Raw genomic sequence first — 17,509 nt, 5'->3', positions numbered from 1 at the left:
ACGGGGAACTGCAGTGCCCACGCCCATCATCAAGATCGACGCCATTTCAAAAAGCTTCGGCACTTTCAAAGTGCTGGACGGCCTGTCGATGCAGGTCATGCCTGGCGAAAAGCTGGCACTGATCGGCCCGTCGGGCTCGGGCAAGACGACAATCCTGCGCATCCTGATGACGCTGGAGCGCATCGATGGCGGTCATATCCAGATCGACGGTGAGCAGCTCTATCACATGGAACGCAACGGCCAGTTGCTGCCCGCCGATGAGCGACACCTGACAAGGATGCGCCAGAAGATCGGCATGGTCTTCCAGCTGTTCAACCTGTTTCCGCACAAATGCGTCATGGACAATGTCACGCTGGCGCCGATGCTGACCAAGGGCACGCCGCGTGCGGCCGCCGAAAAGCGGGCGATGGAACTGCTCGAGATGGTCGGCATGGCCGACAAGGCGAAAAGCATGCCGGCACAGCTTTCCGGCGGGCAGAAGCAGCGCGTGGCGATCGCCCGGGCGCTGGCGCTGTCGCCAAAGATCATGCTGTTCGACGAGGTGACGTCGGCGCTCGATCCGGAGCTGGTCGAGGAGGTGATGAACGTCATGCGCAAGCTTGCCGCCGAGACCGACATGACCATGCTGCTGGTCACCCACGAGATGGGCTTTGCCCATGATTTCGCCGACCGGGTGCTGTTCTTCGATCGTGGCAGGATCGTCGAGGAGGGCAAGCCCGACGAGATTTTCCGCAATCCCAAGCGGGAGCGCACGCAAGGCTTCCTGAAGAAGATCATCGCGGCCGGACATCGCGTCTGACCGCAATGCCCAAGGCGACGAAGTCGTCCCGAGGTGGCGAGAGCCGCCTCGTAACAAAGCAAGACAAGAAACAAGGAGTTGGGAACAATGAAAAAACTTGGCATTCTGGCTGGCGTCGCCAGCCTTGCGTTGGCGGCGGTGCTGGCCGCCTCGAACGTGGGTTCGGCCGATGACAGCAAGCTCGAACAGCTCAAGGCGCAAGGTTTCGCCCGCCTCGCCATCGCCAACGAGCCGCCCTATACGGCGGTCGCCGCCGACGGCAAGGTTTCGGGTGCCGCGCCTGATGTGGCCCGCGAGATATTCAAGCGGCTCGGCGTCGCCGACGTCGCCGCTTCGATCTCCGAATATGGCGCCATGATCCCTGGCCTGCAGGCCGGTCGCTTCGATGTCGTCACCGCCGGCCTGTTCATGAAGCCGGAACGCTGCGCCGCCGTCGTCTATTCCGAGCCGGTGCTTTGCGATGCCGAGGCGATGTTGGTGAAGAAGGGCAATCCGAAGGGCTTCAAGAGCTATGAGGATGTCGCCAAGGATACGACTGCGACCATCGGTGCGCCGGGCGGCGGCACCGAGGAGAAGCTCGCCCTCAATGCCGGCGTGCCACGCGATCGCGTCATCGTCGTGCCGGATGGCCAGAGCGGCGTGAAGATGCTTCAGGATGGCCGCATCGACGCTTATTCGCTGCCCGTCCTGTCGATCAATGATCTGGTCAAGAAGGCCAACGATCCGAACCTCGAAGTCATCGCTCCGGTGCAGGGCGCACCGGTCTATTGCGACGGCGCCGCCTTCAAGAAGGGCGACGAGGCACTGCGCGACGCCTTCGACGTAGAACTGGCCAAGATGAAGAAATCAGGCGAGTTCGCCAAGATCATCGAGCCCTACGGCTTCTCGGCGGCGGCCGCGATGTCGACCAGCCGCGACAAGCTCTGCGCGGCGAAGTGAAGTAAGGAAGACCCCTTCATCCGGCCCTTCGGGCCACCTTCTCCCCGCTGGGGAGAAGAGGCTGGCGCCGACGCTGGTGGTCTCCTCTCCCCGCCGGGGAGAGGTCGGCCGAGCGTAGCGGAGGCCGGGTGAGGGGGCTTCGACCAAACGTCCAGGTGGAACAGTACATTAGATGACCCAGTGGTCCGGCTATTTCGGCCTGATATTGCAGGGAGCGCTTGTCACCATCGAGCTGACGCTGATGGGGTCGGTGCTTGCGCTGTTCATGGCCTTTCTTGCCGGAATGGGGCGGCTGTCGCGTTTCTTCGTGCTGCGCGCGCTGGCTACCGCCTACATCGAATTCTTCCGCGGCACCTCGATCTTCGTGCAGTTGTTCTGGGCCTATTTCGTGCTGCCCTTCATCGGCATTTCGCTGACCCCGTTGCAGGCCGGCGTGCTGGCGCTCGGCCTCAATGTCGGCGCCTATGCCGCCGAAGTGGTGCGTGGCGCCATCCAGTCGATCGGCCGCGAACAGTATGAGGCCTGCACAGCGCTCAATCTCGGCCGCTGGCAAGGCATGCGCCACATCATCCTGCCGCAGGCGCTGCTGGTGATGCTGCCGACTTTTGGCAACAATGCCATCGAATTGCTCAAGGCGACCGCCGTGGTGTCGCTGATCTCGCTCACCGACCTGACCTTCCAGGCGCAGGTGGTGCGCGCCCAGACCGGCAACACCCTGGTGCCGTTCACCACCATCCTGATCATCTATTTCGTCCTCGCCCTGCTCATCTCGTGGGGCGTGCGCTCGCTGGAACGACGCATGGCGCGCGGCCTCGATGGGGTGCGTGCCTGATGGCCAATTCCCTTCTGACAAATTGGGCTTGCTGATGGAGTGGGATTGGAACTTCGTCTGGGAAATCATGCCGACGCTGATCCAGGGGGTGAAGATCACCATCCTGGCGACGCTGCTCGGCTCGGTGCTGGCGGCGATCGTCGGGCTTGGCATTGCGCTTGCGCGCCGCTCGCCCAACAAAGCGCTGTCGCGCACGGTCGGCTTCCTCGCAGAGTTCATCCGCGGCACGCCATTGCTGGTGCAGCTCTATTTCATTTTCTACGTGCTGCCCGACATCGGCATCCTGCTGCCGCCGCTGGTCGCCGGTGTCATCGGGCTCGGGCTGCACTACGGCACCTACACGGCGGAAGTTTATCGCGCCGGCATCGACAATGTGCCGCGCGGCCAGTGGGAAGCGGCCAAGGCGTGCAATCTGAGCGCCACGCAGACCTGGACCAACATCATCATTCCGCAGGCTATCCCGCCGATGATACCGGCGCTCGCCAATTACTTCATCGCCATGTTCAAGGAAACGCCGCTGCTGTCGGCAATCACCGTGCTGGAACTGATGAACCAGGCCAAAAGCGTCGCCAACACCTACTATCGCTATATCGAGCCGATCACCCTGGTCGGTGCTTTCTTCCTGGTCATCAGTCTGTTTTCGGTCGTGCTGCTGCGCTGGCTGGAACGCCGCTACGGCAAGATCGAGAGGTAGCCGATGAAACCCTTGCCCGAGATCAAGGTCTACCCGAAACGGTCGGCGCTGGATGCGCGCCCGCTGGAGCGGCGCGTCGGCCTGATTATCCTGGCCACCGACCATACCAGCGAACCGGATTTCCGCCGCATGGTGGCGGGCGAGCGGGTCGGCGTCTATGTCGCGCGCATTCCCTATGCCAACCCGACGACGCCTGAAAACCTGCGCAAGATGCAGCCGGCGCTGACGGCGGGCGCGGCCCTGATCCTGCCGGACGAGAAGCTCGATGCCATCTGCTATTCCTGCACTTCGGCCTCGGTGGTGATCGGCGATGCCGAGATCGAGGCGGCGATCCAGGTCGCAAAGCCCGGCGTGCCGGTGGTCACACCGCCGATGGCGGGCGTGCGCGGGCTGCGTGCTCTGGGCGCAAACAAGATCAGCATTCTCACTCCCTACACGGTCGAGACATCCAGGCCGATGGCCGCCTATTTCGCCGCGCGCGGCTTCGAGATCGTCAGCTTCACCTGCCTCGGCTTCGAGGACGACCGCGAGATGGCACGCATCGCACCGGCAACGCTTGTCGACCTGGCGCGTGAAGCGACCGACGCCAGCGCCGATGCGCTGTTCGTGTCGTGCACGGCGCTGCGTAGCGCCCTCGCGGTCACCGGCATGGAAAATTCTATTGGACGTCCCGTGGTGACCAGCAACCAGGCGACCGCCTGGAACTGCCTGAGATTGTGCGGGGATGAGGCGCCGCATCCTGAGTTCGGGCGGCTGATGACGTTGCCCTTGGTTCAGTAAGATTATGTCCAGTGTGAGCGAGCACCCCCCTCTGGCCTGCCGGCTATCTCCCCCTCAAGGGGGGAGATTGGCAGTTCATGCGTCACCGCTCTTCCTGCAACATCGACAATTGGCGAAGGTGTTGCAGCCGCTAATCTCCCCCCTTGAGGGGGAGATGGCCGGCAGGCCAGAGGGGGGCGTTTCGTGATGCCCGCCGTCATTCTCACCGACATCCGTACCGCCCGTGAGCGTATCGCTGGTAAAGTCGAGCGCACGCCAACCGTCTTGTCCCACAGCCTCTCGGAACAGTTCGGCGTCCCCGTTCACCTCAAGCTCGAGCATCGCCAGACCACCGGCAGCTTCAAGCTGCGTGGCGCCTCGAACGCCGTCGCCTCGTTGAACGCCGAACAGAAGGCGCGGGGCGTGGTCGCGGCCTCGACCGGCAATCACGGCCGCGCGCTGGCGCATGCGGCGAAGCTTGAGGGCATGCGCGCCGTAATCTGCATGTCGCGCCTGGTGCCCGGCAACAAGCTCGACGAGATCCGCCGGCTTGGCGCGGAAGTCCGCATCGTCGGCGACAGCCAGGACGATGCCCAGCAGGAGGTCGATCGGCTGGTGGCGCAAGAGGGGCTGGTTATGCTGCCGCCCTTCGACCATCCCGACATCATCGCCGGGCAAGGCACGCTCGGGCTTGAGATGATCGAGCAGGTCCCGGATGCCGCCCTCGTTCTGGCCCAGATCTCCGGCGGTGGGCTCGCATCAGGGGTTGCTACAGCCATCAAAGGCGTCAGCCCCCGGACAAAAGTCGTCGGTGTCTCGATGGCGCGTGGCGCGGCGATGAAGGCCAGCCTCGATGCGGGCCAGCCGGTGCTGGTGGAAGAATTGCCGACGCTGGCGGATTCGCTCGGTGGTGGCATCGGCCTCGACAACCGGCTGACCTTCGCCATGTGCCGCGACCTGCTCGACGATGTCGTCCTGCTCAGCGAAGACGAGATCGCCGCCGGCATCCGCCACGCCTATGCGCAGGAGCGCGAGATCGTCGAGGGCGCCGGCGCGGTCGGCATCGCCGCACTGCTCGCCGGCAAGATTACGGCGAACGGGCCGGTGGTTGTGCTTCTTTCTGGCCGAAACATTGATATGGAGCTGCATCGGAAAATCGTCTGCGGTGACACTTCGATAAATGCGGGTCGCGCCGGATGAAACGTCTTTCACGCCGAGTTTCTTCACACCCCCCTCTGTCCTGCCGGACATCTCCCCCGCAAGGGGGGAGATCGGCAGCTTCGATGCTGCCGCTTTTCTTGCGGCGTCTGAGATTGGCGAAGGCAAAGATGAAGTCCAATCTCCCCCCTTGCGGGGGAGATGTCCGGCAGGACAGAGGGGGGTGTGACAGAACGCTGTCCTTTGCAGAGCTTGCCACTCCGGAGCGCGCCGCATGAGCCGGATGACCATCCTTACCGAGAAAGAGTTGCGGGCGATCGTGACACTCGATCTCGATGCCGTCGCCTGCATTGAAAACGCTTTCCGCGCGCTCGCTACCCTGCCGGTGGCGATGCCGCCGATCCTGCGGCTCGACATTCCCGAGTACCACGGCGAGGTCGACGTGAAGACAGCCTATGTGCCGGGCATTGACGGCTTCGCCATCAAGATCAGCCCCGGCTTCTTCGACAATCCGAAGCTCGGCCTGCCCAGCGTCAACGGCATGATGGTGCTGCTTTCGGCCAAGACCGGCCTAGTCGAGGCGCTGTTGCTCGACAATGGCTATCTCACCGACGTCCGCACGGCTGCCGCCGGCGCCGTCGCCGCCAAACATCTGTCGCGGCAGGACTCGTCCGTTGCCGCGATCTTCGGCGCCGGCGTCCAGGCCGGATTGCAATTGGAATCCCTCATGCTGGTGCGGCCGATTGCCGAGGCGCGCATCTGGGCGCGCGATGCGGCAAAGGCCGAGGCGACCGCCGGAGCCCTGCGCGAAAAGATCGGCATCGTCGTGCGCGCTGAATCCGACGCGGCAAACGCGGTCGCCGGCGCCGACATCATCGTCACCACCACGCCTTCGACCGAGCCGCTGATCAAGGCGGGATTCGTTTCCGCCGGCCAGCACATCACCGCGATGGGTTCCGACGCCGAGCATAAGAACGAGATCGCGCCGGCAATCCTGCGCATGGCCGATCTCTATGTCGCCGACAGTGCCCGCCAGACAAGGCGGTTGGGTGAGCTGCACCATGCCATCGCGGCGGGCGTGATGGCCGCCGAGGAAGAGGTGACCGAACTCGGCCAGATCATCGCCGGCGAAAAACATGGCCGGCGCTCGGCCAGCGACATCACCATCGCCGACCTCACCGGCACTGGCGTCCAGGACACGGCGATCGCCACGCTCGCTCGAGATCGCGCGAGGGTGGCCAACTCCGGAACGATTTTCGAAAGCTGATGCTGGCCAAAGCGTGATCCGGAAAAGTGGGAACAGGTTTTCTCGGACAAACAGTTTCCGTTTTGTCCAGAGATCACTCTCAAACAAGAACGACGAGTTGGATTCAAAGCTGATACCGGCCGCAAGGCCCAACAAACGAGGACCAAGAACAATGCAACCGAACCTGAAGTTCTCGCGCGGCGAATTTGCGGATCGTCTCGCCAAAACGCGCAAAGCCATGGAGGTGAAGGGCGTCGATCTTCTTGTTATCAGCGATCCTTCCAATATGGCCTGGTTGACCGGCTATGATGGCTGGTCGTTCTATGTGCACCAGGCGGTTATCGTGCCGCCTTCGGGCGAGCCGGTCTGGTACGGCCGCGGCCAGGACGCCAACGGCGCCAAGCGCACCGCCTATCTCGCGCACGACAACATCGTCGGCTATGCCGACCACTATGTGCAGTCGACCGAGCGCCACCCGATGGATTTTTTGGCGAGCGTGCTTGCGGATCGCGGCTGGGGCAAGCTGACAGTCGGCGTCGAAATGGACAATTACTGGTTCTCGGCGGCCGCCTTCGCGTCGCTGCAGAAGCATTTGCCCAATGCCCGCTTTGTCGATGCCACCGCGCTGGTCAACTGGCAGCGTGCGGTGAAGAGCCCGACCGAGATCGACTATATGCGCAAGGCGGCCCGCATCGTCGAAGCGATGCACCAGCGCATATTCGACAAGATCGAGGTCGGCATGCGCAAATGCGATCTCGTTGCCGAAATCTATGATGCCGGCACGCGCGGCGTTGACGGTATCGGCGGTGATTATCCGGCGATCGTGCCGCTGCTGCCGTCGGGTGCCGATGCCTCGGCGCCGCATCTGACCTGGGATGACAGACCGATGAAGCGGGGCGAGGGCACCTTCTTCGAGATTGCCGGCTGCTACAACCGCTATCACTGCCCGCTGTCGCGCACCGTCTTCCTCGGCAAGCCGACGCAGGAATTCCTCGATGCCGAGAAGGCGACGCTGGAAGGCATGGAAGCGGGGCTGGCCGCGGCGAAACCCGGCAACGCCTGCGAGGACATTGCCAACGCCTTCTTCGGTGTCCTCAAGCGATACGGCATCATCAAGGACAACCGCACCGGCTATTCGATCGGCCTGTCCTATCCGCCGGACTGGGGCGAACGCACGATGAGCCTGCGCCCCGGCGACCGCACCGAGCTCAGGCCCGGCATGACCTTCCATTTCATGACCGGCCTGTGGCTGGAAACGATGGGACTGGAGATCACCGAGTCCATCCTGATCACCGAAACCGGTGTAGAGTGCCTGGCCAATGTGCCGCGCAAGCTGGTGGTGAAGGATTGAGCCCGATGTCCAGTATCCGCCCGTCGCCCATCGCGCCGACCGTCGATTTCGACCGCGACGGCGTCCAGCACGGTTTCCTGCGCTTGCCCTACAGCCGCGACGACTCCGCGTGGGGCTCGGTGATGATCCCGATCTGCGTCATCCGCGACGGCAACGGGCCGGCAGCGCTGCTGTCCGGCGGCAACCATGGCGACGAGTATGAGGGGCCGCTGGCACTCTACGATCTCGCCAGGACCCTCGATCCCAAGCAAGTCAGCGGCACGGTGATCATCGTGCCGGCAATGAACTATCCGGCCTTCCGTGCTGGCACGCGCACCTCGCCGATCGACAAGGGCAACATGAACCGCAGCTTTCCCGGCCGGCCGGACGGGACGGTGACCGAAAAGATCGCCGACTATTTCCAGCGTGAGCTGCTCCCCCGCGCCGACATCGTGTTCGACTTCCATTCGGGCGGCAAGACGCTGGACTTCGTGCCGTTCTGCGCCGCGCACACTTTGCCCGACAAGGCGCTGGAGCAGAAAGCTTTCGACGCGGTCGCGGCCTTCGCCGCCCCGTTCTCGATGCGCATGATCGAGATCGACGCCGTCGGCATGTATGACACGGCAGCCGAGGAGATGGGCAAGGTCTTCGTCAGCACCGAGCTTGGCGGCGGCGGCACGTCGCGCGCGCAAACCGTGCGGATTGCGCGGCGCGGCATTCTCAACGTGCTGCGCCACGCCGGCATTGTCGCCGGTGCGGTGGAGAAGACCTCAACCCAGTGGTTGGATATGCCATCGGGCGATTGTTTCTCCTTCGCCGAAGATGACGGCATGATCGAAACCATGGTCGATCTCGGTGAACCCGTCGAAAAGGGCGCGGTGCTCGCGCGCATTCATCCCACCGGCCGCACCGGCATCGCCCCGCAGGAAATCCGGGCAAAAATGTCGGGCATGCTGGCGGCGCGGCATTTCCCCGGGCTGGTCAAGGCCGGCGACTGCGCGGCGGTGGTGGCTGTGCACGTCTGAGCGATTCCGCCGAGGCTTGCTCCACCCCGTTCGCGTCCATCGTCACTTGCTCTTGGTCCGTTGCGGAGCCTTCGGCGCGGCGGAAAGAAGCAGCATGGCGAGCGGAGTCGACATTGCAGGAGGATGTCACTATATAGCGGCGGCTTCGACCTGCGCGCCCGAGGGCCGCACCTCGAAGCAACTGTGAATGTGTAGTGTGTTGCGCCATCTATTGTGACGGAAATCGGCTCGGAAACCGGAAAAAAGCAAATAGAAACAGTGGCGCAGCGCTGGGCGTGACCCAGCCAACGGTACCGACCCCTCCAGAATCAGAAAATGCTCTTGACCCCTCGATTTCCTATGGCTCTGTGGACCTTGGACGGCATTGGCTTGCCGGCCGACCGCGACTCGGCTGGAATGGGGACATGCATCCTTTGCGGGATGTCGACGTTTATGATTACCAACCGGCTTTGCCGCCAGGGAACAGCAGTATGAGTGAACACGCCATCGAATTCTTGCGGGGATGGATCGGCGAAAAGGTCCATTGCCAGTCCTCCCAGGCAAGGATCGACAAGCAGGCCGAAACCTTGGCCAAGGAGTGCGCTGCCGAGGCGGCCGAGGTCGGCATCCCGCTGGAGGACATCCAGGAAGAAGTCGGCGATATCCAGGAACTTATCGCATCCCGGCTTGAGGAAGCGGCCGAGGCCGAGGAAAGCCAGCAGGCTCCGAGAAAAGCCGCGGAATGATCACCTAGAGAAGTTCACCGTTTCACGGAAACAGTGAACTTCTCTAACTCTTGTTTTTACGCAATCCCGGACGGAAAACCGTTTCACAATTTTCCTGGAATTGCTCTAGCGGCGACGTTGTTTCAGCGCGGGCTTCTGGCCCGCGTTTTTGTCTTCAGCCAAACTTCTCCTTCAGCCACGCCTTCGGGAGCGCCGGCACGAAATTTCCGTCGCGTCCGGTCATATCGTCATTGGCAACCAGCGCGTTAAGGATTGCTTCCTCCACGGTCTGGATCACCGCATCGAAAAACGGATCGATATCGGTGTCCGGAATAAAATTGGCGCTGGCGGTGCGGCCGGAGGGCGCCAGCGCTGCGCTCGCATTGGCGGTCGAGAAGGCGATAAAAATGTCGCCTGAGCTGTGATAGCCGAAGCCGCCGGTCATGGCGACGCCGAGCGGCACCCGGCGGGCCAGCCGCTTCATCTGATGCGGCAGGAACGGTGCGTCGGTGGCGACGACGGCAATGATCGAGCCCTTTTCAGCACGCGGTGTGCCTTCGCGGACCGCCGGCTCGACGAGTTCCGGCCCGACGCGCAGGCCGCGAATGGTGATATTGCGCCGTTTTCCAAAATTAGACTGCACGAAGGCGCCGACGGTGTAGGCACGGCCGTGCCATTCGACGATGCGCGATGCGGTGCCGGAGCCGGCCTTGAAGCCGAAAGTGATCATGCCGGTACCGCCGCCGACGCTGCCTTCCTCGATCGGTCCGCCGGCGGCGCCGTCGAGGGCCTGCGCAACATGCGCTGACGTCAAATGGTGACCGTTGATGTCGTTGAGGAAGCCGTCATAGGTCTCCGCCGCCACCGGCAGCCCCCAGCCGCTGTCGAGTGCCGCCGGCAGCACGCTTTGCATCCAGCGCAGCGTGCCGTCGCGCGAAACACCGCAGGAATGCGTGTTGGTGATGGTGATCGGGAAGTTGAAAGCGCCGGTTTCCTCGACGATGTGCGAGCCGGTCAGTTCGCCGTTTCCGTTCTGGCTGAAGATGCCGGCGAAGACCGGGGTGGCGAGATCCGCCAGCGGTCTGGGCAGGATCGCGGTCACGCCGGTGCGCACCGGTCCCTCGCCGACGACAAGCGCGCCATCGCCCGAAATCAGCGTCGCATAACCGACCGCGACGCCGGGCACATCGGTGATCGCGTTAAACGGTCCGGGCCGCCCGTCGAAGCCGATGCCGAAATTTCGCGCGCGCGGTTTGCCTGAGGGCGTTGTCAGATGATGCGGATTGTTGGTCATGGTGTCAGAACAGGGATCCCTGATTGCCGGGCTCTTTGGCCTTGGCCGCCGGCTTGGCTACGGCTTTCGGTTTTGCCGTGCCGGTGATCGCCACCGCATCGGCGACGCCGTCGGCGAACTCGAGCGAAAGCGCCATTCCCGACGCCACATCGGCAGCCTGCTTGATCACCGCGCCATCCGCATCCCTCACCAGCGCAAAGCCGCGCGCCAGGACGGCCTTGTGCGACAGTGTTGCCATCAGCCTGTCGGCCTGGACGACACGGCCGCGCAAACGCTCCAGCCTGAGCACCACTGCTTGCGTGCCGCGTCTTGTCAAAGCTGTCAGCAAATCCCTCTGCACGCGTTGCCGCCGTGCCGTCGGCTCGATCGTGATGCGGCCTTGCAGCATGGCCAGTTGCTGCTTGTGCCGCTGCAGCGATGCCCTGGCACATTTTGGCAATTGATCCGCCGCTCGGTTAAGCTGCGCACGCCGGGCTCTTGCCAACGTGCGCAATGCCCCTTGTGCTCGCAAAAGATTGCGTTCGTTGGTGCGCCGCGCCTCGGCAATGCGCTGCGACAGCATTGCCGGTGTCAGCTTTACGGCAAAAAACCTTGCACGCTTGCGTTCGGTGGAGACCAACAGGCCCCGGCCGAGCCTGGATGTCGCCTCATCGAGGCGTCGGCGCGGCAGCGCCAGCAATTGATCGGGCGAGGGCAGAGCCCGGGCGGCGGCACGGGCAGCCTGCCCTTTGCGCTCGAAATTGCGCAGGACCGCCGCTTTCAGCCGTGCACCGAGGCTGGCAAGCGTTGCTTCGAGATCGGCCTTCACCGGCACGGCGATTTCGGCTGCACCCGTTGGTGTCGGCGCCCGCACATCGGCAACGAGATCGATCAGCGTCCAGTCGGTCTCGTGGCCGACAGCCGAGATCACCGGAATGCCGGAAGCAGCAACCGCGCGGGCGAGCGCCTCGTCGTTGAAGCCCCAGAGGTCTTCGAGGCTGCCGCCGCCACGCGCCACGATCAACAGATCGGGACGCTGGACGGCGCCATCCCATGCCAGCGCGTTGAAGCCGTTGACCGCAGCAGTCACTTCCGTGCCTGACGTCTCGCCCTGAACACGCACCGGCCAGACCAGGATGTGCAGCGGAAAGCGGTCCTTGATGCGGTGGATGATGTCGCGGATGACGGACCCTGTCGGCGAGGTGACGACGCCGATGATGCGCGGCATGAATGGCAGCAACCGCTTGCGGCCGGTGTCGAACAGACCCTCGGCCTGTAGCCGCCGCTTGCGCTCCTCCAGCAGCGCCATCAGCGCGCCGGCGCCGGCAGGCTCCAGATTGTCGATGACGATCTGGTAGTTGGACTTGCCGGGATAGGTGGTGAGCTTACCGGTGGCGATCACCTCCATGCCCTCTTCGGGACGGAATTTCAGCCGGCTCATCGTGCCTTTCCACACCACGGCGTCGAGCCGGGCGCGGTCGTCCTTCAGCGCGAAATAGGCATGACCTGAGGAATGCGGCCCGCGATAGCCTGATATTTCGCCACGCACCCGCACATTGCCGAAAACGTCCTCGACCGTGCGCTTCAGCGCGCCGGAAATCTCGCTCACCGTATATTCGGCGGCGTTGGTGCGTGATTCGGATGCTGCTTCGCTCATCGGCCAATTGGGGAACGGTTGGGCGCCGGCGTCAAGGCGGTTGCGTGGGGCCAGCCGTTCATCACCCGCATACCTGACCCTGCCTACCAGCCGGGCAGAATCTGGTTCGGCTTGGTCCGCCGCAGCTTGGTGAAGGCCAGTGCTGCGAAATCGAATGTCCCGGGGTCTTCGCCGACCGGGACGGAGATATTGTCCAGGCTTTCCGAAATATGGCGGGCGAGCGCATCGACGATCTCCGGCCGCGACGTCTGGCCGCGCATGATACCGATGCGGCAGTCGGGCAGGGCGCCGAAGCCGTCGGCTTCGCTCAGCACCCGCATGCCGGGCCGCAGCGCGCATTCCGGCAGCACCGAGATCGCCAGCCCGGAAAGCACCGCGGCGGTGATGACGGTGGCCGAGAAACTGGTGAACAGGATGCGATAGTCGCGGTTCTGCTGGTCGAGCACATCGACGGCGGCGCGCCGCCAGATGCAGTTCGGCCGGCCAAAGGCCATCGGCAGCGTTTCCTGCTCATGCGTTGCATGGTTGGCCGAGGTGACCCACAGCAGCGGTTCGCGCCGCACCACCTCCGACTGGCCGCGTACGTCGTTGTGAGTCACCAGCGCGAGGTCGAGATTGCCGCGCTTGATATGCTCGACCAGCCCCGGCGTCGGCTCGCAGATGACGGTCAGTTCGACGCGCGGATTGGAGCGCGTGAACCGCGCCATGATCTCGGGCAGGAAACGATCGGCATAGTCGTCGGGCGTGCCGATGCGGATCGTGCCTTCGAGCCGCCGGTCGTCGAAGGCGGCCAGCGTTTCGCGGTTGAGATAGAGCAGCCGCCGCGCATAGGAGAGCAGCTTGTCGCCTTCCTCGGTCAATCTGTTGGTGCGCCCGTCCTTTTCGAACAGCGGCTTGCCGAGCCGCTCCTCCAGCCGGCGCATCTGCATCGACACCGCCGACTGGGTCCGGTGCACCTCTTCGGCCGCCCTGGTGAAGCTGCCGGTATCGGCGATCGAGATGAAGGTCTGCAACTGATCGAGATCGAGCGGCGATTTCATCGACATGATCCATCACTAGTGTTGATGGTAAAGATTAGAAACATTCGTTGGGTTAATCAATCACTCGATGGCAAATTGGTATTGTCCACATGAAGGCATGTGAATCGAGGCCGGAACGGCCGCTGTCGCCAGCGCCGATAGCAAGGCTTTGCCCGTTCGAGTCTGAAGGAGACCGACAATGACCACGTTCGATTTCGCCACCGAGACCTCGCGCATCACCTCGCGTCCGGCCGTTGCGACTCGCGTGGCTAACACCGTCTCCAACATCTATCGCGCCTGGAAAAACCGCCGCGCCTTTTATCGCCTTGGCGAGATGTCGGACGCCGAACTCGCCGATATCGGCCTGACGCGCGCCGACCTGCATGTCGCCATCGACGTGCCGTTTGGCCGCGACCCGACGGCGATGCTGCGCGAAATCGCCAGCGATCGCGTCGAAACGATCGAGGACATCGCCCGCAAGGTGGCCTGATCTGATGCTTGTTGTTAGGGTTGCCGCGAACCTTTTCGGGGTTCGACGCGACTGACGAGTATGCAGGCTCCCACTCCCTGCCGGATCCCCCCGGCCCGCCTGCACTCTGCCCGGTCCTCCCAGGACCGGGCTTTTCTCTTTCTACCTCAGCGAAGACCGACTACCGTCGGTCCATATCCCGCTTGAACTGGTCGAAGATCGTCTCCACGCCCTTCTGGTAGTCGTCACGCTGCTGGGCGCCGGTCTCGAACATCTTGCCGAACAGGTCGTCGAACGGATTCGTTGGCCTGCCGCTCGGATTGGCCTGTGGCTGCGGTGCCTGACGCTGCTGTGGGGGCGCTTGAGGCTGTTGCGGCGCCGGCTGTCCGCCAGGGATGCCGCCTAAGCCACCGCCACCTTGCCGCAGCATCTCCTCGAAGATTTTCCCCAGCGGATTGTCTCCGTAGGGGCTTTGTGTCTGCTGCGGCTGCGCCCGCCCTTGCGGCTGCGGCTGAGGCGCGCCACCGCCGAACATGTCCTGCAGCACCTTGCCGAGTGGATTTTCGCCGTAGGGATTGGGCTGCGGCTGCGGCTGGCTTTGCGGCTGTGGCTGAGGCGCACCGCCGCCGAACATGTCCTGCAACACCTTGCCGAGCGGGTTGTCCATCGGGTTCTGGGGCTGCGGCGCCTGGCGCGGCTGCGGCGCCGGGGCCTGCATGCCGCCGCCTTGCCGCATCATCTGCTCGATGATCTCGCCGAGCGGATTGTTGCCGCCGCCAAAACCGCCGGCGGCCTGCATCTGATTTGTCGTCTGCTTGAACAGCCCGCCCATGACCATCGAGGCGATCGCCGGCAGCATCTGCTGCAGGATCTGCTGATTGACGCCGCTGGCTTGCGCCGCCTGGCTGGCCACGGCGCGAGACAGGTCTTTCGAGCCGAACAGGTGCCCGAGAATGCCGTTGCCCTCATCCACGCCTTGCGGCGAGAAGGCCCGGGTTGCGTCCTCGAAATACTTGGCGTGCTGGCCGCTGGCCATCGCCGTCATGAAGGCGCCGAGCCCGTAAGGGTCGGCGGTGTTGCGCTGCAGCCCTTGCGAAAAGGCCGGCAGCAACGCGGCGACCGCCGCTTGCGTCTGCTGCATCGAGAGCCCGTATTGCTGGGCAAGGGCCTGCATGCCGTTGCCGTTCTGGGCCTGCGTCAGCATGTCGAACAAGGAAGGCATTGGTCTCTCCTCCGGAAATCCTCGCCGAAGAAGCCTAGTTTGTTTCCACTTCCGATTGAAGCGACTTTTGCCGGCCGGTCAGCTTTCCCAGATCCGAGGGTTAATAGGCGTATTCCATGAAAACCGGCTCGATCGAGCCGCCCCAGCGTGTGTGATAGGCCGACAGCATCTCCTCGGCGCTGGTGGTGCCGCGCGCCACGACTTCGTCCAACGTGTTGAGGAAGGAGGTCTCGTCGTAGCCGTCGCGGTTCTTCTTGCCACGGTTCTTCAGCCCCATGCGGGAAATGACCATCACGTCACGCGCGATCTCGCGCAGCGTGGTGTTGCGGAACGGTGCGGAAATGCCTTGTTCCGGCACGGCGTTGCGCATCGCCAGCGTTTCTTCATACGTCCAGCTCGAGGTCAGCGCCTCGGCGGCATCGAGTGCGGCCTCATCATAAAGCAATCCGACCCAGAAGGCCGGCAGCGCGCAGATGCGCCGCCATGGCCCGCCATCGGCGCCGCGCATCTCGAGGAAGCGCTTCAGCCGCACGTCCGGGAACAGCGTTGACAGATGGTTCGCCCAGTCGCCCATTGTCGGCAGCCCGTCCGGCACTGCATTGCGCGCGGCCCCGGCCATGAACTGGCGGAAGGTGATGTGGGTCATGTCGTGATAGCGGTCGTCCCGGATGACGAAATACATCGGCACGTCGAGCGCCCATTCGACATAGTCGGCAAAGCCGAAATCGGGCGAGAAGCAGAATTCGAGCAGGCCCGAGCGCTGGTTGTCGGTGTCGCGCCAGATGTCGCCGCGCCAGCTCTGCAGACCGTTCGGGTGGCTTTCGGTGAAAGGCGAATTGGCGAACAATGCCGTCGACAGCGGCTGCAGCTTCAATGACACCTGCATCTTGCGGCGCATGTCCGCCTCGCTCTCGAAGTCGAGATTCACCTGGATCGTGCAGGTGCGGTACATCATGTCGAGGCCCTTGGTGCCCACCTTGGGCATGTAGCGCGTCATGATCTCGTAGCGCGATTTCGGCATTTTCGGCGTCTCGGCCAGCGACCATTTCGGGCTGCCGCCGAGGCCGAGGAAGCGGATGCCCATCGGCTCGGCGATCTCGCGCACCTGCGCCAGATGGGCGTTGCCCTCCCGGCAGGTCTGGTGGATCGTCTCCAGCGGTGCGCCGGAAAGTTCGAACTGGCCGCCGGGTTCCAGCGAAATCGCACCCTGACCGGTCGGTTCGACCAGGCCGATGATGCGGCCGTCATCGACGATCGGATCCCATCCGAGCTTTGACTGCATGCCTTCGAGAATGGCGCGGATGCCGCGCTCGCCACCATAGGGGACCGGTGCATTGCCGTCGACATAGAACGGGAATTTCTCGTGCTCGGTGCCGATGCGCCATTTGTCGCGCGGCTTGTTGCCTTCGGCCAGATGCTCGACGAGTTCGTCGATGCCTTCGATGGGCCGGAAATCGGTTGTGTCGCGCGCCATGATCAAGCCCTCAGAGGCGGTTGGAGAACCGCCGGCGCTAAATGGACGAAATGTCAGTAGCCGATCAAGCGAAAAATCCTGAGCCACAGGTCAACAGGAATTGAACCTTACCGCGCTCACCGTCCCTTGCAAGAGATGACGTTTCACCAGTCTCCGACTGTCGCCTGCATCACCGCGAGCGCGGCCACCGCCGCCGTGTCGGCGCGCAGGATGCGTGGGCCGAGCGGAATGGCGGTGACGAAGGGCAGGGCGCGCAGCATCTTGCGCTCGTCGTCGGAAAAGCCACCCTCCGGCCCGACCAGCAGCCCAAGCTTCTTTTCCTTGACCGCCTGCAGCGCGGCCAGCGGATTGTTGGTCGAAGCATCCTCATCGCAGAAGATCAGCCGTCGCCCTGTGTCCCAGCCGATCAGCAGGCGGTCGAATTTTTCGGCTTCGTGCACCTGAGGTACCGCCAAGATGCCGCATTGTTCGGCGGCTTCGACGACATTGGCGCGCAGGCGATCGATCGACGGCTTGGCCACTTGCGTGTGCTGGGTGATGACCGGCTGCAGGACGCCGGCGCCCATCTCGACCGCCTTCTGCACGAGATAGTCGAGCCGGCCCTGCTTCAGTGGCGCAAAGCAGTAGACGAGATCGGGCAGCGGCGGCTGCGGTCGCTGCAGCGCCGACACCTTCAGTCGAACCGACCTTTTCGTCTTCGCCGCGATGGCCGCCGACCACTCGCCGCCGCGGCCATTGAACACCAGGATTTCGGCGCCTTCGCCAAGCCGCAGCACATGCAGGAGATAGTGGCTCTGCTGTTGGCCGGCGTCGAACTCTACATCCGGCGCGAGATCGTCGGGCACGAACAGACGTTGCATCTTGTAATTGGCGCGCATCGCCGAGGAATGAGCGAGCCGGCTGCCGGCG

17 protein-coding genes are annotated in these 17,509 nt (G+C 63.7%); 11 read left to right on the top strand and 6 right to left on the bottom strand.

Annotated features, from left to right (window positions below; all coding sequences use genetic code 11):
• Positions 1-13: 13 nt before the first annotated feature.
• The 10 genes from ehuA to NKI69_RS19240 all read left to right on the top strand — a co-directional run bounded on the left by ehuA (position 14) and on the right by NKI69_RS19240 (position 9,507).
• Complete coding sequence (gene ehuA, locus NKI69_RS19285; protein WP_352722362.1) at positions 14-799, top strand: ectoine/hydroxyectoine ABC transporter ATP-binding protein EhuA; 786 nt, start codon at positions 14-16, stop codon at positions 797-799.
• 87 nt (positions 800-886) lie between these two features.
• Entirely contained in the window at positions 887-1,738 is an 852-nt protein-coding gene (gene ehuB, locus NKI69_RS19280) for an ectoine/hydroxyectoine ABC transporter substrate-binding protein EhuB (protein ID WP_023809048.1), read from the top strand.
• Between the two features lie 172 nt (positions 1,739-1,910).
• On the top strand, positions 1,911-2,570 hold the full coding sequence (gene ehuC, locus NKI69_RS19275; RefSeq protein WP_023809047.1) for an ectoine/hydroxyectoine ABC transporter permease subunit EhuC: 660 nt from the start codon (positions 1,911-1,913) through the stop codon (positions 2,568-2,570).
• Between the two features lie 34 nt (positions 2,571-2,604).
• Positions 2,605-3,264 (top strand): ectoine/hydroxyectoine ABC transporter permease subunit EhuD, encoded by a 660-nt coding sequence (ehuD, locus tag NKI69_RS19270; RefSeq protein ID WP_352440712.1) that lies wholly within the window; start codon positions 2,605-2,607, stop codon positions 3,262-3,264.
• A 3-nt stretch (positions 3,265-3,267) separates the two neighbouring features.
• Positions 3,268-4,044, top strand: a complete 777-nt coding sequence (gene eutA / locus NKI69_RS19265) for an ectoine utilization protein EutA (RefSeq protein ID WP_352440711.1) — start codon at positions 3,268-3,270, stop codon at positions 4,042-4,044.
• Positions 4,045-4,230: 186 nt separating this feature from the next.
• A complete protein-coding gene (gene eutB / locus NKI69_RS19260) occupies positions 4,231-5,223 on the top strand; it encodes a hydroxyectoine utilization dehydratase EutB (RefSeq protein WP_352628363.1) in 993 nt (330 codons plus the stop codon).
• Between the two features lie 232 nt (positions 5,224-5,455).
• Positions 5,456-6,448 (top strand): ectoine utilization protein EutC, encoded by a 993-nt coding sequence (gene eutC, locus NKI69_RS19255; RefSeq protein WP_352440709.1) that lies wholly within the window; start codon positions 5,456-5,458, stop codon positions 6,446-6,448.
• Positions 6,449-6,599: 151 nt separating this feature from the next.
• Complete coding sequence (doeA, locus tag NKI69_RS19250; RefSeq protein WP_352722361.1) at positions 6,600-7,778, top strand: ectoine hydrolase DoeA; 1,179 nt, start codon at positions 6,600-6,602, stop codon at positions 7,776-7,778.
• 5 nt (positions 7,779-7,783) lie between these two features.
• The gene (gene doeB / locus NKI69_RS19245) at positions 7,784-8,782 is read left to right on the top strand and encodes a N(2)-acetyl-L-2,4-diaminobutanoate deacetylase DoeB (protein WP_352722360.1); all 999 of its coding nucleotides are present in this window, start codon (positions 7,784-7,786) and stop codon (positions 8,780-8,782) included.
• Positions 8,783-9,252: 470 nt separating this feature from the next.
• Positions 9,253-9,507, top strand: coding sequence for a DUF768 domain-containing protein (locus NKI69_RS19240; protein WP_013530335.1), 255 nt, complete (start codon positions 9,253-9,255; stop codon positions 9,505-9,507).
• 154 nt (positions 9,508-9,661) lie between these two features.
• Here the strand turns inward: NKI69_RS19240 and NKI69_RS19235 are convergent, their stop codons facing one another.
• The 3 genes from NKI69_RS19235 to NKI69_RS19225 form a co-directional block, all read right to left on the bottom strand.
• Positions 9,662-10,780 (bottom strand): DmpA family aminopeptidase, encoded by a 1,119-nt coding sequence (locus tag NKI69_RS19235; RefSeq protein ID WP_352722359.1) that lies wholly within the window; start codon positions 10,778-10,780, stop codon positions 9,662-9,664.
• A 4-nt stretch (positions 10,781-10,784) separates the two neighbouring features.
• Complete coding sequence (gene xseA, locus NKI69_RS19230) at positions 10,785-12,416, bottom strand: exodeoxyribonuclease VII large subunit (protein WP_352722358.1); 1,632 nt, start codon at positions 12,414-12,416, stop codon at positions 10,785-10,787.
• Between the two features lie 83 nt (positions 12,417-12,499).
• Positions 12,500-13,456, bottom strand: a complete 957-nt coding sequence (locus NKI69_RS19225) for a LysR substrate-binding domain-containing protein (RefSeq protein WP_027035580.1) — start codon at positions 13,454-13,456, stop codon at positions 12,500-12,502.
• Positions 13,457-13,634: 178 nt separating this feature from the next.
• Here NKI69_RS19225 and NKI69_RS19220 point away from each other — a divergent pair, with 178 nt between their 5' ends.
• Entirely contained in the window at positions 13,635-13,925 is a 291-nt protein-coding gene (locus NKI69_RS19220; RefSeq protein ID WP_127254768.1) for a DUF1127 domain-containing protein, read from the top strand.
• Between the two features lie 160 nt (positions 13,926-14,085).
• Here NKI69_RS19220 and NKI69_RS19215 read toward each other — a convergent pair whose 3' ends face one another.
• The 3 genes from NKI69_RS19215 to NKI69_RS19205 all read right to left on the bottom strand — a co-directional run bounded on the left by NKI69_RS19215 (position 14,086) and on the right by NKI69_RS19205 (position 17,478).
• Positions 14,086-15,126: a DUF937 domain-containing protein gene (locus NKI69_RS19215; RefSeq protein ID WP_352722356.1), complete on the bottom strand. Its 1,041-nt coding sequence runs from the start codon at positions 15,124-15,126 to the stop codon at positions 14,086-14,088.
• A gap of 100 nt (positions 15,127-15,226) precedes the next feature.
• A complete protein-coding gene (locus NKI69_RS19210) occupies positions 15,227-16,600 on the bottom strand; it encodes a glutamate--cysteine ligase (protein ID WP_352722355.1) in 1,374 nt (457 codons plus the stop codon).
• 143 nt (positions 16,601-16,743) lie between these two features.
• A complete protein-coding gene (locus tag NKI69_RS19205; RefSeq protein ID WP_023809034.1) occupies positions 16,744-17,478 on the bottom strand; it encodes a 16S rRNA (uracil(1498)-N(3))-methyltransferase in 735 nt (244 codons plus the stop codon).
• Positions 17,479-17,509: the final 31 nt, after the last annotated feature.

Source organism: Mesorhizobium sp. M0491, from assembly GCF_040321265.1.
Taxonomy (GTDB): Bacteria; Pseudomonadota; Alphaproteobacteria; order Rhizobiales; family Rhizobiaceae; genus Mesorhizobium.
Note: the sequence above shows the minus strand (reverse complement) of the source record. Positions and strands in the feature narration are given on the sequence as shown.